Source organism: Thermanaerothrix sp., from assembly GCF_056331585.1.
In genome coordinates, this window is the sequence record NZ_JBWGPQ010000018.1 from 34,710 (window position 1) to 50,299 (window position 15,590).

Annotated in this window: 11 protein-coding genes; 6 read left to right on the forward strand and 5 right to left on the reverse strand. The window is 53.5% G+C overall.

The annotated features are described in order from the left end of the window. Positions 1 to 68 precede the first annotated feature (68 nt). The 4 genes from AC01YT_RS08020 to folD all read right to left on the reverse strand — a co-directional run bounded on the left by AC01YT_RS08020 (position 69) and on the right by folD (position 5,088). On the reverse strand, positions 69 to 833 hold the full coding sequence (locus tag AC01YT_RS08020; RefSeq protein WP_476674350.1) for a GntR family transcriptional regulator: 765 nt from the start codon (positions 831 to 833) through the stop codon (positions 69 to 71). A 1-nt stretch (position 834) separates the two neighbouring features. Beyond that, complete coding sequence (gene ade, locus AC01YT_RS08025; RefSeq protein WP_476674352.1) at positions 835 to 2,631, reverse strand: adenine deaminase; 1,797 nt, start codon at positions 2,629 to 2,631, stop codon at positions 835 to 837. 63 nt (positions 2,632 to 2,694) lie between these two features. Continuing rightward, positions 2,695 to 4,080 (reverse strand): 8-oxoguanine deaminase, encoded by a 1,386-nt coding sequence (locus AC01YT_RS08030; protein ID WP_476674354.1) that lies wholly within the window; start codon positions 4,078 to 4,080, stop codon positions 2,695 to 2,697. A 129-nt stretch (positions 4,081 to 4,209) separates the two neighbouring features. Continuing rightward, positions 4,210 to 5,088 (reverse strand): bifunctional methylenetetrahydrofolate dehydrogenase/methenyltetrahydrofolate cyclohydrolase FolD, encoded by an 879-nt coding sequence (gene folD, locus AC01YT_RS08035; protein WP_476674356.1) that lies wholly within the window; start codon positions 5,086 to 5,088, stop codon positions 4,210 to 4,212. A gap of 214 nt (positions 5,089 to 5,302) precedes the next feature. Here folD and AC01YT_RS08040 point away from each other — a divergent pair, with 214 nt between their 5' ends. After that, complete coding sequence (locus AC01YT_RS08040) at positions 5,303 to 6,622, forward strand: UDP-glucose dehydrogenase family protein (protein ID WP_476674358.1); 1,320 nt, start codon at positions 5,303 to 5,305, stop codon at positions 6,620 to 6,622. Positions 6,623 to 6,677: 55 nt separating this feature from the next. Then, positions 6,678 to 7,601, forward strand: coding sequence for an SDR family NAD(P)-dependent oxidoreductase (locus AC01YT_RS08045; protein WP_476674360.1), 924 nt, complete (start codon positions 6,678 to 6,680; stop codon positions 7,599 to 7,601). A 6-nt stretch (positions 7,602 to 7,607) separates the two neighbouring features. Here AC01YT_RS08045 and uvrA read toward each other — a convergent pair whose 3' ends face one another. Beyond that, positions 7,608 to 10,520 (reverse strand): excinuclease ABC subunit UvrA, encoded by a 2,913-nt coding sequence (uvrA, locus tag AC01YT_RS08050; protein WP_476674362.1) that lies wholly within the window; start codon positions 10,518 to 10,520, stop codon positions 7,608 to 7,610. 202 nt (positions 10,521 to 10,722) lie between these two features. Here uvrA and AC01YT_RS08055 point away from each other — a divergent pair, with 202 nt between their 5' ends. The 4 genes from AC01YT_RS08055 to AC01YT_RS08070 all read left to right on the forward strand — a co-directional run bounded on the left by AC01YT_RS08055 (position 10,723) and on the right by AC01YT_RS08070 (position 15,557). Further along, positions 10,723 to 12,075 (forward strand): MFS transporter, encoded by a 1,353-nt coding sequence (locus tag AC01YT_RS08055; RefSeq protein WP_476674364.1) that lies wholly within the window; start codon positions 10,723 to 10,725, stop codon positions 12,073 to 12,075. Positions 12,076 to 12,093: 18 nt separating this feature from the next. Continuing rightward, positions 12,094 to 12,459: a hypothetical protein gene (locus AC01YT_RS08060; protein WP_476674366.1), complete on the forward strand. Its 366-nt coding sequence runs from the start codon at positions 12,094 to 12,096 to the stop codon at positions 12,457 to 12,459. 111 nt (positions 12,460 to 12,570) lie between these two features. Next, on the forward strand, positions 12,571 to 14,451 hold the full coding sequence (locus tag AC01YT_RS08065) for a TolB family protein (RefSeq protein WP_476674368.1): 1,881 nt from the start codon (positions 12,571 to 12,573) through the stop codon (positions 14,449 to 14,451). Continuing rightward, positions 14,448 to 15,557, forward strand: coding sequence for a peptidoglycan DD-metalloendopeptidase family protein (locus AC01YT_RS08070; protein WP_476674370.1), 1,110 nt, complete (start codon positions 14,448 to 14,450; stop codon positions 15,555 to 15,557). Before AC01YT_RS08065 ends, AC01YT_RS08070 begins: the two co-directional genes overlap by 4 nt. The last annotated feature ends 33 nt before the right edge of the window (positions 15,558 to 15,590 follow it).

Below are 15,590 nucleotides of genomic sequence, written 5' to 3' on the forward strand. Positions count from 1 at the left end.
CCATGTTTAGATAGAATTCTTATATTCTTCCTTCGACCTGTATTTGGTCTGTTCAGGATTCGTCCAACCTACTTAGCACCTCCTCCTTGATGTTCAAATTCGAGAATACGAACGGGTGTTCCCACCCGACGCACAACATGGAAGCGGAAATACCCCGGCAGGAAATAACTGTGTGAAAAATCCACTACATTTCCACCCGCATCAAACAATTGGGCTTGGAACATCAGCAACACATCGCCGCGCTGGATTTCCAACCGTCGTGCGATGTCTGAGGATGCTGCCACCGCGCGGATCTCGGTAAAGGAATCTGCCAATTGGGGAGTGCCACGTTGAAGTAGAAAGTCCAACACCGAACCCGTAAAGCCCTCGTTGAGTTCCTCCGGGGTCAAAATATTTTGCGGAAGAATGTCTACCAGAAAAGCAACCGGACGGTTATCGGCCAGGATAACGCGCTCTACCCGCACAACGGTTGTGCCTGGCGCAACACGCAAGCCTGTGGCCACCGTCTCATCGGCGCCAATCTGGGCAATGGTACATTCGCCCATACGGACTTCTAGGCCGATACGTTGAGCCAACGTTTCCAGACTCTCCAAAACCTCCAAGCCCGATTCAATCACCCGAGGGTGCTGCACGACAAACGTTCCTTTGCCTTGACGGCGTCGAATCAGGCCCTGCCCTTCAAAAGACCGCATGGCCTCGCGCAACGTGGCCCGTGAAACTCCTAGGCCCTTGGCCAATTGCGGCTCAGAGGGTAGGCGCTGGCCTGGTGGTGTATTGGCAATCAATTCCGCCAGCTGGATTTGTAATCGCTGGTAAGGGTGTTGGTTTTCCATCTCACCTCTCGACAACTGGGATGAACTTGAATTGGGTTACGTCCACCAGGCCCAGATCAGAGATACGCAGTTCGGGGATGACCACTAGGGCCAACAGACTCAACTGCATGTTGGGATTGTTCAGCGTGCACCCACAGGCATGAAAACCATCTAACACGCTTTCGGCCTGAGCTGCAACCACTTCAGCCCGTTGGTTTGACATTAATCCGGCAATAGGCAGCTCAACCTTACCGATAATCTCTCCGTCTTTAACCACGACCTGCCCGCCCCCACATTCCGCAAGGGCATTAACGGCTTGTGCCATACAGGTCTCATCGGTGCCTACCACAATAAGGTGATGGCTATCATGGGCCACGGTTGTGGCAATCCCACAGCGGGCGGTGAAACCAAATCCATGTACCAACCCCACCTGCACCACCCCGCTTGCCCGGTGGCGCTCAACCAGCGCAATCTTAACAATATCCCGCTGAGGATCAGGCTTAATCTCACCCTTGGTTACTTCCACCGTCAGGCGCAGGTGGCGGGTCGGAGCCTGATTCTCGATAACGCCGATGACATTGGCGGTAACCTGTCCTTGTTGAACTCCAGGTACCATCAATTTAAAATCTTCTGCCGTCAGCGGACGCTTAAGATGTACAGAGTTCAAGACCCAATCGGGGTAGGCAATGGTTGGTAATTCTATAAGCCACTGCCCCTCGCGAGCAATCCACCGACCCTTAGCCATCACCGCTGTAGGACGGAAATTGACCAGATCAGGTACTAAGAGAATATCCGCATAGCGCCCAGGCGCAATCATTCCCAAATCGCGGCTGACCCCAAAGTGCTCGGCGGTATTTATGGTAGCCATCTGAATCGCCGTTATGGGCCGCAACCCCTGGGCAATAGCATGCCGAACCACCCGATCCATATGCCCTTCTTGCACCAAAGTGGCCGAATGACTATCATCTGTACACAGCAAAAAGCGGCGCGGATCCAGACCCAATTCGGTTACCGCACGCACCTGAGTGGCCACATCGTGCCAGGCCGAACCATATCGCATCATCACACGCATTCCCTGACGCGCACGGGCTACGGCGTCTTCTAGCCGCGTGCCCTCATGGTCATCCTCGGCACCACCTGCCACATAGCCGTGGAAAGGCAAACCAAGATCCGGAGAAGCGTAGTGCCCGCCAATGGTCTTGCCGGCATTACGGGCGATCGCCATTTCCGCATGAGGCTTTTCACGGCCCTCATAAACGCCCGGAAAATCCATCATCTCGCCTAAACCAATAATCCCAGGCCACGAGATCGCCTCGGCCACCTCTTCTGGGCCTATAGTTGCGCCCGGCGTTTCTAAGCCCGGAGCGGAAGGCACACACGAGGGCACCTGAACAAATACATGGATGGGCTGCTGTGCCGCCTCATCCACCATCAACCGCACCCCTTTAAGACCGAAGACATTGGCAATCTCATGCGGGTCAATAAACATGCCCGTGGTGCCATGCGGCGCCACCGCGCGCACAAACTCGGTTACCGTCAACATGCCCGACTCCACATGCATGTGGGCATCCAAAAGGCCGGGCACAAGATAAGCACCCTGCGCATCCACAACCTCGGTTCGCTTGCCCATCGTGTGGCTGGCATCCGGCCCTACATAAGCGATTCGCTCGCCCAAGATCGCGATATCGGTATTGGGAATAATCTCTCCCGTTTGCACCGATACCCACAAGCCATTGCGAATCACCTTGTCGGCGGGCAAGCGCCCCATCGCGCAATCTACTAATCGGCGGGTCACTTCGTGGGTCATCTGTTGGGACATTATCTCCTCCTTGGTGAAGAGCCCTGACGAGAGCAGGTTGAACAACCGATAATAAACGCGAACCTAGCCTTGCAGTAACCGCTGAGCGGCTCGATTATGCCGCTCGATCAAACGTGGTAAATCCAGTGTTTGCAACACTCCCTCCTTAACAATCATCCGACCATGAACCACCGTGTAACTCGCCCGCTGTGGCTGGCAGAAAACCAGCGCCGCCACCGGATCATGAAGTGCCCCTGCGTAATCAAGGGCATTCAGGTCAAATGCAACAAAATCTGCACATTTACCCGGCTCCAGCGAACCAATATCAGAGCGCCCCAACACAGCAGCACCGCCGCGGGTGGCTAATTCCAGCGCTTGCCGTGCCGTCATCAGTGGCGGGGCATCCTGGCTCGAGAGCGAGGCACCTTCTAACCCGGCAGCCAACCGTGCCAGCAACATTGCCTGCCGAGCCTCACCCAGCATATGCGAACTATCATTGCTCGCAGACCCATCCACTCCCAAGCCCACCTTAACTCCGCGAGCAAGGTAACGCATGACCGGCGCAATTCCTGAGGCTAAGCGCATATTCGAACTCGGACAATGCGCTACTCCACATTCAGTTTGGGCAAATACTTGTATTTCAGCCGCATTGACGTGCACGGCATGGGCAAACCACACGTCATCCCCAACCCATTCCAGGCTCTCCATGTAAGCCACAGGTCGGTAACCAAACTTTTGCAGGCAGAAGACCTCTTCGTCTTGAGTTTCAGCCAAGTGGGTATGGAGATGGACACCATACTGCCGCGCCAGGCGCGCACTCTCGCGCATTAAGTCGCCGGTAACACTGAAGGGAGAGCACGGCGCCAGCACAATTTGCACCATTGCCCCTGGTTTAGGATCATGATAAGTCTCAATCAAGCGCTGGCTATCTCGCAAGATATGATCTTCTGTGTCCACGACGCTGTCTGGCGGCAAACCGCCCTGGCTTTCTCCCAAGCTCATCGAACCCCGTGAGGCGTGCAGGCGCACCCCCACTTCACGGGCAGCGGCAATCTCATCATCCAGACGCGATCCATTGGGGAACAGGTAAAGATGATCCGAGGCCGTCGTGCATCCTGAAAGCGCCAGTTCTGCCAGCGCGGTTTGGGTAGAGACGTAGATATCCTCCGGCGTCATCCGTGCCCAAATTGGGTATAGCGTCTTCAGCCAGTTGAACAGATTGGCATTCTGCGCTGCCGGCACCGCGCGGGTGAGCGTCTGGTAGAAATGATGATGGGTATTGATTAACCCCGGGATCACAATGTGGCCACGCAGGTCTAGCACCTCATCTGCCGTCTCGGGCAATTCCGAGGTCGGCCCCACCTGTTCGATAAAGCCATCCCGAATGAAAAGACCTCCCTCGGGAATTTCCCGACGGAGGCCATCCATAGTGATTAGAAGTGTGGCATGCTTGACAAGGAGGGTGGACATGGTTACGCCAACCACTCAGGAAGGAGGAAGAAAGGAGGTTTGGTCACGGCTTGCCCTGTTGATCACCTGGACGTTTATAGATTAACCGAAACTTGTCATTTTGTCAATTGTCTGACAACATGATTTTTGTCACATTTCTGCCAGTTCTGCTGCTCGCAGGGTGTTCTTCAGCAACATCGCGATAGTCATTGGGCCAACACCTCCGGGCACCGGTGTGATATAGCTGGCCACCTGGCGCACTTCTTCAAAGGCCACATCCCCTACCAGGCGCTGCCCCTTAGGATGGGATAGGTCTTCAATTCGATTAATACCCACATCAATCACTACTGCGCCCGGCTTGACCCAATCCGCTCGCACCATTTCAGGGCGCCCCACAGCCGCCACCAGGACATCCGCCTGGCGGGTCACCGCGGGCAAATCTCGCGTGCGCGAGTGACAAATTGTCACCGTAGCATCCGCCCGCACCAGGAGTAACGCCATCGGCATCCCCACGATGTTTGACCGCCCTAAGACCACGGCATTCAATCCACGCAACGAGGGCACCACCCGTTCGATCAGGTACAAACAACCGGCCGGGGTGCATGGGACAAACAACGGCTCACGCCCTTTCTGCGCAAGGCGGCCAATATTAACAGGGTGGAAGCCATCCACATCCTTCTGAATGCTGATCGCCCCCAGGACTCGCTCCTCATCTAAGCCGTCAGGTAGAGGCAATTGAACCAAGATGCCATGGATGCGTGAGTCCTGATTCAACTCCCTGACCAGCCCTTCCACCTGTTCTTGAGTAGCCGTTGCGGGGAGTTCAAATCCAAATGACTGAATTCCAACTTCTTCGCAAGCTTTGCGCTTGTTACGGACGTAAACCTGTGAGGCCGGATTATTCCCAACTAAAACCGTAGCCAGACCTGGCACAGCCTTACCCGCCGCCACGCGTTCGGCCACGGCTTGCTTGACCTCAGCCCGAATCTGTTCCGCCACGGCTTTTCCATCAATGATCTCCGCTGGCATACGTCTGTCTCCTTTCCTTAGTCAAATACACAAGTTGCTCCTCGGCTAACGTGTCCCCCAATTAAGTTCTCTGACATTTTACAACAGTTTACAAGTTAAGTCATCCGTCACCACTCATTAATCTGTATGACAAATATCCCATCTTCATGGGTCAGTTGGTAGATTAAAATTCTTCTAGGTTTCGGCTATAATGTTTTCAGGAGGTCATTGAGATATGAGCAATATCTGCGTCATTGGCACTGGCTATGTGGGCTTGGTCACCGGTACATGCTTTGCCGATTTAGGAAATAATGTTACCTGCCTGGATATTGATGAAAAACGGATTGAAAAATTGAAACAGGGCATCATGCCCATTTACGAACCGGGGTTAGAGCAACTGGTAGCCCAAAATGTTCGTGCGGGGCGCCTCTCCTTCACCACGAGCTACCCCGAAGCACTAAAGGATGCCGAATTTGCCTTCATCGCCGTGGGAACGCCTTCGGGTGTAGATGGTGAAGCCGATTTACAGTATGTGCGCGCCGTTGCCGAGGCCATTGCCGATCATGTGGATCACCCCATTATTATCGTCAATAAGTCCACCGTTCCGGTTGGCACTGGCGACTGGGTGGCCGACATTATCCGCAAAAGGCGTTCCGGACGTCCACTGCAATTCTCGGTGGTTTCGAATCCCGAGTTTCTGCGCGAAGGCTCGGCTATTCACGATTTTATGAACCCCGATCGGGTAGTGCTGGGGTCTTTAGATCGTGAAGCCGCCTCGAAAGTTGCTCAACTCTACCTTACCCTGCGCTGCCCCATCCTGATTACCGATCTGCGTACAGCAGAAATGATCAAATACGCCTCTAACGCTTTTTTGGCTACACGCATTTCATTTATTAATGAGATTGCTACCATTTGCGAAGAATTGGGCGCTGATGTGCGCCAAGTAGCGATCGGCATGGGGTTGGATAAACGCATCGGCCCCGCCTTTCTGGATGCCGGTTTGGGCTGGGGTGGAAGTTGCTTTCCCAAAGATGTTAAAGCCCTGGCCCATATGGCCGTTCTGCACGGCTCTAACCCCCAATTACTGCAAGCCGTCATAGAAATTAACCGTAACATGCGCCGCCGCGTGGTAATGCGCCTGCGTAAAGCCCTAGGTACCCTCAACGACAAGGTGATTGGGGTGCTTGGGTTGTCCTTTAAGCCCAATACGGATGATATTCGCGAAGCACCTGCGCTCGAACTCATTCACTTGATGGAAAATGAAGGCGCCTTGATTCGGGCTTATGACCCCCAGGCCATGGAAAACGCTCGCCCTCTGCTCCCCAAGGCTGTACTGTGCGCCAACCCTTATGAGGTCGCCGAAGGCGCCGATGCTTTGGTCTTAGCCACCGAGTGGAATGAATTCAAACAACTCGATTTTGAACGTATTTATCGTCTGATGCGCCATCCCTTGATCATGGATGGGCGCAATCTCTGGGATCCCGACCATCTCCGCAGCCTTGGTTTCACTTACTTTGGCATTGGTCGCGCGACTAACGGTGTTGTTAGTGGATAATCCCCTCAGGCCCACCTTCATCCGGTGGGCCTAATTTTTTATACCAGAGAGGGCAATGATGAAAGTTCTTGTGACCGGCGGAGCGGGATTCATCGGCAGTCACTTGGTAGATCGGCTGTCCCAACACGCCGAATACGAGGTAATTATCCTCGACAATCTCTTGCGAGGTCGGTTAGAAAATATTGCCCATCATCGCCATAACCCCCGCATCACCTTCGTGCATGGGGATGTACGTCGCTATGGGGATGTGCTCGATGCTATGCGCGGCTGCCAGATCGTGTATCATCTCGCAGCCCAAACCCATGTCATGAGCAGTGTAAGCCGGGTAGACGCCTGTTTTGAAACCAATGTCATCGGCACATTCAACGTACTCAAAGCCGCCCATAATCTTGAGGTTTCTAAGGTCATCTTCACCTCGTCGGGTGAGGTCTACGGCGAACCACGTCATCTTCCGGTTGATGAGAGTCATCCACTGCGGAGCAAAAACCCGTACGGCGCCAGCAAGGTCGCCGCAGAGGTGTATTGCCAAGTGTTTCAAGAAATATATGCACTGCCCGTCATCGTCCTCCGCCTCTCCCATGTTTACGGTCCCCGTGACGTTGAACGAGTTATTCCCATTTGGGTTCGCAACGCCTTGGACGGAAAAGACCTAATTGTTTTCGGTGGTGAACAGATTATTGACGTCATTTGGGTTGAAAAAGTGACCGAGGCGTTACTGCGAGCCGCTGCTCTACCCATACCTACCGAGCCCATCAACATCGGTAACGGCAAAGGCGTCCCGATTCTCGCTCTGGCCAAGCGCATCCTGGAACTCACCAATTCGCCTTCGCAACTTGTGCTGAAGCCCCCGCGCGCCGCCGAAGTCGTGCGTTATGAACCCCGCGTCGAACGCATGCGCGCCTTGCTTGACTTGCACCCTACGGAGGACGCGCTGGACCATCTTCCCGAATTGATTACGATTTGGCGCGAAAGCCTCTAATGCCGTTTAAGCCGAATAAACCGGGGTAAACCAACGGTGTTCTTCTAAATAGCGCTTGAGGTATTGCCCGGTATAAGATTCGCGCACCTCGCAAACTTCCTCGGGAGTTCCGGCAGCGACCAGTTGCCCACCCCGGTCGCCGCCCTCCGGTCCCAGGTCTATGATGTAATCCGCTACTTTGATGATATCTAAGTTATGCTCAATAATCAGCACCGTATTGCCAGCATCTACCAATCGCTGTAGTACTTCGATCAGTTTATGCACATCGGCGGCATGTAACCCCACCGAGGGCTCATCCAAGACGTAAAGCGTACGTCCAGTCGCACGTCGCGATAGTTCACGAGCCAATTTCACCCGCTGCGCCTCACCTCCAGAGAGTGTCGGGGCGGGTTGCCCAATACGGATGTATCCCAACCCCACATCTTCGAGCGTGCGCAACTTATTGACAATGGACGGGAAAGCCGCAAACAGGTCAATCGCCTCGCTGACCGTTGTGTCTAACACCTCGGCAATGTTCAGTCCCTTATAGCGCACTTGTAGCGTTTCACGATTAAACCGTGCCCCATGACACACATCACAAGGCACATAGACATCGGGCAAGAACTGCATTTCAATTCGCAACTGCCCCTGCCCCTGGCACGCCTCACACCGCCCGCCGTGTACGTTGAAAGAGAATCGCCCGGCTTTATAGCCACGCATTCGGCTTTCAGGCAACTCGGCAAAGAGTTTGCGAATCTCGTCAAATAGGCCAGTGTAGGTGCCTGGGTTGGAGCGAGGTGTGCGTCCAATCGGCGACTGATCAATATTGATAACCTTGTCAATGTGCTCAATCCCTTCGATACGATCATAGTCGCCCGGCTGAGTGCGGGCACCATGCAGTTCCTTGGCCAATGCTTTATAGAGCACATCAATCATCAGCGTGGATTTACCCGATCCGGACACCCCAGTTATGCAAACAAGACGTCCCAATGGGATACGCACGGTCAAATTTTTCAAATTATTGGCCCGCGCGCCCATGATGGTGAGCCATTTTCCATTGCCCTTACGCCGCTGGGTTGGCATCGGCACCTGCATCCGCCCCGAGAGATAAGCCCCAGTCAGCGATTGAGGATGGTTGAGAATGACCTCAACCGGCCCTTCCGCCACCACATAGCCGCCGTGCTCGCCTGCCCCTGGTCCCAAATCAATCACCCAGTCCGCCGAACGGATGGTTTCCTCGTCGTGCTCCACCACTAAGACCGTGTTACCCAAATCCCGCAAACCTTTCAGAGTTGCCAGCAGGCGTGCATTATCCCGCGGGTGCAAGCCAATCGAAGGCTCATCCAGAACGTATAGCACCCCCATCAACCGTGATCCCACTTGGGTCGCCAAGCGAATGCGCTGCGCCTCGCCTCCCGATAAGGTATTCGCTGAACGACGCAGGGTTAGATAATCCAATCCTACGTCTACCAAGAAACCCAAACGGGCTCTGATCTCTTTCAAAATGCGGTCAGCAATGGTGCGTTGCCGTTCGGTAAGAGGAGAATCCTCCCCCATGAGTCGCTCAACCCAGGTCAGGGTACGGTTCACTGGCCAATCCGTTACCTCAACGATGTTAAAGCCATCTACAGTAACCGCCAGGGCTTCGGGGCGCAGACGCGTCCCCTTACAGGTTGGGCAGGGTTGGTCGGTCATAAATTCGGCAATGCGGGCTCGGATATACTCAGAGTTGGTCTCCCGATAGCGACGCTCCAAGTTGGGAATGACCCCCTCAAAAGGCGTTACATAACTGGCCTGGCGATCATTGCGCCCATGCAAATGAACACGTATCTCTTCTCGCCCCGTACCATAAAGAATTTTGTTGAGTTTTTCCTCCGGAATGCTCGAAACCGGTGCATCCAGGTCTATATCGTATGCCCGGGCCACCGCTTCAATCATTTGCCAATAGTATCCCCCTTGTTCACGTGGCCCATTCCACTCCAGGGCTACAATTGCACCATCGTTAAGCGAGCGCTCTTTATCCGGGATGATCAAATCAGGATCAATCTCAAGGCGGCTACCTAGGCCCTGACAATCGGGACAAGCCCCGTGAGGGGTATTGAACGAAAACGTCCGCGGCTCAATTTCTGGTAGGCTAACCCCATGTTCTGGGCACGCCAGATGTTCTGAGAAAAACAAATCCTGAGGCGGATCGAGGGAAATATTTTGGACAATCAAGTACCCCTCTCCCACCTTCAACGCCGTCTCAACCGAATCGGTCAGGCGTGAGAGAAAAGCGCGCTGTTCTTCCTCATCCCCTGTATTTCGAATCACCAGGCGATCTACAACGGCTTCAATATTGTGGAGCTTATAGCGATCTAACGTTATTTCGTCATCCAGGCTGTAAATCTTGCCGTCTACTCGTACCCGCACAAAGCCAGCCTTGCGAATTTCTTCAAAAACCGCCTGGTAAGTCCCTTTGCGTCCTCGAACGACCGGGGCCAAAATGACCAAACGCGTCCCTTCGGGCATCGCCAGTAAAGCATCCACAATTTCTTGGGCGGATTGACGCACTACTTCGCGCCCACAAACCGGGCAGTGCGGAATACCCACCCGCGCAAAAAGCAGGCGCAGATAGTCGTAAATTTCGGTCACCGTCCCAACCGTCGAGCGAGGGTTATGGGAAGTGGCTTTTTGATCTATGGATACTGCCGGTGACAATCCCTCAATGTAATCCACATCCGGCTTTTCCATCTGCCCCAGAAACTGACGGGCATAGGCCGAAAGCGACTCTACATAGCGCCGCTGCCCCTCGGCAAAAATGGTATCAAAGGCCAACGAGGATTTGCCCGATCCTGATAACCCGGTAATGACGACCAACTTGTCCCGAGGAATTTCAACGGTGACATTCTTCAGATTATGCTCACGCGCACCAACCACGCGAATCTTATTCTGCATCATCCCTTTCACCTCACGCTAGTACGTCAATCCAACCTATAACCGTTGAATATTTCGACCTTTAATTCTAATCCTATCGCCCCTTTTCTAAGGCTAATTACCTTTAATTGTCAAAACTTTTTAAGGTCTCTGAAGAGGGATTTATCCTCGATGATAGCCGCTCCAACGTATAATACATTTATACTTTCCATCCGAGGTGCGTTATATGAAAAGCGACTCTCACCGCCGCGCTATCTGGGCTTGGACGATGTATGACTGGGCCAACTCTGCCTTTGCGACTACGATTATGGCCGCTGTTCTCCCGGTGTATTACGCCTCGGTCGCGGCCGCGGATCTCCCTCCCAACGAAGCCACATCCAATTGGGCTTTTACCACCACCCTCGCATTGGTTTTAGTGGCCGTGCTCGGCCCCATTCTCGGCGCCATGGCCGACTTCAGCGGCGCTAAGAAACGCTTTTTGAGCATTTTCGCACTCCTGGGCATTTTCGGCACTGCTTTACTCTATTTCGTCCAGCGCGGCGATTGGATTATGGCTTCCCTCTTCTACATTCTGGGAAGCATCGGTTTCTCAGGAGCAAACGTGTTTTACGACTCTTTACTTCCCCACGTTGCCACCCCGGATGAAATCGATCAGGTTTCCTCAAGGGGTTATGCCATGGGGTATGCCGGTGGAGGGATCCTATTGGCCGTAAACATGGCTATGATTCTTTTTGGCCCCAAAGTCCTGCCTCAACTCATCCCTACTCTAGGCCTTGAGGAAAGCACACTAACCGCCTGGATGACTCGGTTGGCTTTTGTAACTGTTGCAGTATGGTGGTTCATCTTTACCATTCCCCTCTGGCGTTTTGTAGCTGAGCCTCCTCGCCGCATCTTCAGCAATGAGGTCGATTTCAACCCGGTAAAAGCCAGTTTTTCCCGTTTAGCCAATACCTTTCGCAATATCCGTCAGTATCGGGAATTGATGAAATTTATCATTGCTTTCTGGTTATACAACAATGGTATTGGCACCATTATTTACATGGCTACCATTTATGGCACTGAATTGGGGTTTGGAATTGAGACCACCGTCGGCACGCTGCTCATGGTGCAATTCGTTGCCATTCCTTTCGCCATCCTCTTCGGCTGGCTGGCGAAGAAAATTGGCACTAAACCAGCCATTCTACTCAGTTTGGCCGTTTACACCGCCATTGCCATTGGGGGCTACTTTTTGCGCACACCTTTACACTTCTTCTTGCTCGGTTTCGCCGTGGCAACCGTCCAGGGAGGTAGTCAGGCGCTCAGCCGTTCTCTCTTTGGACGAATGGTGCCCAAAAGCCAATCTGCCGAGTTCTATTCCTTCTTTGGCGTGAGCGAGAAAATTGCCGGTACCGTCGGGCCGCTGGTTTTTGGCATCGTCAGCCGCTTGATGGGGGGCAGCCGCTTCAGTATTATCTCACTGATTATCTTCTTTGCTTTGGGCATGTTGCTCCTTACCCGTGTCAATGAACAAGAGGGGATTCGGATTGCGGAAGCCGAAGAACAGGCTCTGCTGGTTCATGCTCCAGTGCCCACCCCATGAGAAACTCCAAAGGTCAAAATGAGATTGCGCTTTAATCCTCTCCAACCCGATCCAGAAGCGTTACCTCCGGCACAAGTCCGCTTCGAGAATATTAGGATAGAACCCTGGCCCGAAGGGACCAAGATTCGCGTCCTGATGGAACTCACGCCCTTTCAATCTCCCCCAAACCTTGAGGTGGTTATTACCGATGCCGAAAACCAGGAAGTAACCTCCGCCCACATTATTGAAAATGTAGATTACCACCTTGTAATTACCCTGCACCTGCGCCGAGCCCTTGCGAGTCCACACTACCAATTGACTACCCGTTTGATTTACCCCGATCTGGGTACTGTGGACGAACAAAACCTCACGTTTGTTCTACCATCCTCGCCACCTCAGCCATAAAAGAACGTGCTATCTCATCACCTGGTGTGACTCTTGCGCCCCCGACTTTGCATTATTGAAAGTTGAACCCCAGTCGGGCGGTGCTACAATTATTGGCAAGAGCCACTTTATATGGCTGAGATAAAACCACCTTCCACCTTCCATCATAAGTTAATCCTGGCCAGCCTATTGCTGTGCTTGATTCTTGGGCTTGGAGTACTCCGGGCAATCCTGTTACCAACTTCTCTAACCGTAAGGGGTAGTTTTTTGCTCACCCCTAGCCCCCCCAAGTTAAGTCCGGAAAGCATAGATACCCTCAATCTTCCTGTTTCCACATCTATTCCCGTTTTTTCCACCACGGTAGCTCCTTCCGGGGTCGTGGTCTTGGCCTTAAGCGATGGTCCATTTATCCATCTCTTTGCTTACCACCCCTACAGCCTGCCCTTAACCCGACTAACCGATAACCCCTGGGACGACATACACCCTGCACTCAGCCCTGATGGTCAAAAATTGGCCTTTGTGTCACGACGCAATGGGTTTTGGAACATTTATGTGCTTTCTCTTACGGATGGCAAACTCACCCAGATCACCGATACCCCCGAATATGATGGACACCCCACTTGGTCTCCCGATGGTCAATGGCTAGCCTATGAGTCCCTCATCAATGGCAATCTGGACATCCTGGTCAAGTCGGCATTGGATCCATCACAACCCCCAATCCGACTAACCGATGACCCGGGCTTAGATTTCTTGCCTCAATGGTCCCCGCGGGGACGCGAGATCCTCTTCACCTCCACTCGCTCAGGCCAAGCGGATGTTTGGTTAGCCCGTCTTGATCTTACAGATGACCGGTTCGTTAATTTGTCCCAATCCCCGGATTGCGACGAGCACGATCCAGTCTGGTCACCCGATGGCCGCTATGTAGCCTGGGGTGGCTGCAGCGTCAATGAAAATGCCATCTGGGTATGGGATGGATCTCATCCGGAAAAGAAACCACAACTCTTGATGAGCGGTGAAAGCCCTCTCTGGTCACCTCAGGGCGATAACATCCTCGGGATTCTTTCCACCCCTAACCAATACCTTTTGGTGGGATATGATATCCATCGGGGCACCTTATGGCTTCCTCCTCAGCCCTTACCGGGTAAAGTTCACGGGTACACTTGGGGTTCAGCGCGGGCTTTTGAGGCCATTCAGCCTTACCTCCTCCCTGGTCCCAGTCAATTTGTACCCCCTCAAACGCCGGTCGCTTCTCAATCCCCCGGCAACCGTTTAGTGCTGTTAGATGACGTTACCGCACCTTATCCCTATCTCCTTACCGATGTCTTGCCAGCCTTTACCCTTCTACGCCAGGAAACAGCCCGTCAGGTTGGGTGGGATGTACTAGGCAGTCTCGAAAGCGCCTACATGCCGATTAGTGAACCCATCAACGCCGGACATGTAGATGACTGGCTGTTAACCGGACGCGCTTTTTCCTTAAACTCTCTGCTTCTTCAAGCCCAATGGATCGTGCTGACGCGTGAAGATTCCTACGAAGGCACATACTGGCGGCTCTGGGTGCGCACCCGTTACCAAGATGGCTCCCAAGGCGTTCCTCTCACATCACCCATCTGGAATATGGATGCCCGTTTCAATGGTGACCCCCAAGCCTACGAACAGGGTGGGGCCCCAGAACCACCCCCTAATGGTTACTGGGTGGACTTTACCGAACTCGCACAACGCTGGGGATGGGAACGCCTACCAGCACTTCCAACCTGGCGTAGTTACTATCCCGCGGCGCGATTCAACCAATTTATATGGCGGAATGGTTTAGACTGGGAAGAAGCCATTGCACAAATCTATCCTGTGGAAGCCCTCAACCCGCCGACGCCCTTGCCAACCTGGACTGTCACCCCCTCACCAACCCCCACCCCTAGGAGTTACACGTCTCCATCGCCAACGACCACCGAGGCAGTGTCTTCACCCCTCTCACCCCGTCCCACGTTGACCCCTCCAAGTCAGATGCGCGGCCCATGAACAGACAGCCCTCCTACAAATTAGTAGCCGTTATTCTTTTGATCCTTCTGGCCTTATCTCAGAGCGGATGCACAGCCACGGCATGGGCGGATTCCGAGGCAGTAAATGTAGTACAGCCTAGTCCTTCTCCCACATTGGCAGGGCAGTCCGTGTCGCAACCGTCATCACCCATCCCAACCTCTTGGCCACAAGCCAGTGATCCTCCACTCCGCTTCACTCTCCCCACCCCCGCTCCATTGCCGGTTTCAATATGGCGCCCGCCTTTGTATACTCCCCCTCTGGCGCTAACCCCTTATGATCACTTCCTTTTCTCCCGCCCTATCGCCGCCGACGAGGTCAACTGGCCACTCCCAGAATACCGCTATGGCGATTATTTCACCGGTACTGACATCGTCCACACCGGCATAGACATTGATGCGCCTCGTGGCACCCCGGTGCTTGCCGCTGGTGAAGGTGAAATCGTCTGGTCGGGCTACGGCCTCTATGCTGGCCGGAATCGTCCCGATGATCCTTATGGATTAGCCGTGGTTATTCTCCATGATTTTGGCTACCAAGGACGAAAACTTTACACCGTGTATGCCCATATGGATAAAATTGTTGTGACCAGCGGGCAAAAAGTGCGTACGGGGGACATCTTGGGATATGTGGGGAGCACTGGTTTTACCACCGGCCCTCATCTGCACTTTGAGGTACGGATTGAGCAAAATTCGTTCTTCGTCACCCGCAATCCCGAACTCTGGTTGGTGCCCCCTCAGGGCTGGGGCGTGCTGGCCGGGCGACTGCTTAAAAACACTGGACAACCTATTGAGCATCTTACGGTAGACGTGCAGGCGCTTGATTCGGGTCAAATGTGGCAAGTTCGCACCTACGCTCCTCATAGTGTGAATAGCGACGATTACTACCGTGAAAACCTGGTGCTAAGCGACCTGCCCGCTGGGAAGTACCGTATCACGTTTAAACATAAAGGGACGCCCTATTACTTTGAAACTGAGATTGTGGCTGGCATGGTACGCTTTTTCACTTTTCGCGAAGGTCAGGGATTTTCTACGTTGCTACCAACGCCTCTTGCACCTACTGTGTTACCCGCTGACAATTCACCCCACTAACCTTCAAAATTTCCATCAATCCCCCCTCCAATC

Bases quoted from the DNA above. Each gene is read 5' to 3' on its own strand.
- AC01YT_RS08020 (WP_476674350.1), bottom strand. From the start codon at position 833: ATGGAAAACCAACACCCTTACCAGCGATTACAAATCCAGCTGGCGGAA.
- AC01YT_RS08045 (WP_476674360.1), top strand. From the start codon at position 6,678: ATGATGAAAGTTCTTGTGACCGGCGGAGCGGGATTCATCGGCAGTCAC.
- uvrA (WP_476674362.1), bottom strand. From the start codon at position 10,520: ATGATGCAGAATAAGATTCGCGTGGTTGGTGCGCGTGAGCATAATCTG.
- AC01YT_RS08060 (WP_476674366.1), top strand. From the start codon at position 12,094: ATGAGATTGCGCTTTAATCCTCTCCAACCCGATCCAGAAGCGTTACCT.
- AC01YT_RS08055 (WP_476674364.1), top strand. From the start codon at position 10,723: ATGAAAAGCGACTCTCACCGCCGCGCTATCTGGGCTTGGACGATGTAT.
- folD (WP_476674356.1), bottom strand. From the start codon at position 5,088: ATGCCAGCGGAGATCATTGATGGAAAAGCCGTGGCGGAACAGATTCGG.
- AC01YT_RS08070 (WP_476674370.1), top strand. From the start codon at position 14,448: ATGAACAGACAGCCCTCCTACAAATTAGTAGCCGTTATTCTTTTGATC.
- AC01YT_RS08030 (WP_476674354.1), bottom strand. From the start codon at position 4,080: ATGTCCACCCTCCTTGTCAAGCATGCCACACTTCTAATCACTATGGAT.
- AC01YT_RS08040 (WP_476674358.1), top strand. From the start codon at position 5,303: ATGAGCAATATCTGCGTCATTGGCACTGGCTATGTGGGCTTGGTCACC.
- ade (WP_476674352.1), bottom strand. From the start codon at position 2,631: ATGTCCCAACAGATGACCCACGAAGTGACCCGCCGATTAGTAGATTGC.
- AC01YT_RS08065 (WP_476674368.1), top strand. From the start codon at position 12,571: ATGGCTGAGATAAAACCACCTTCCACCTTCCATCATAAGTTAATCCTG.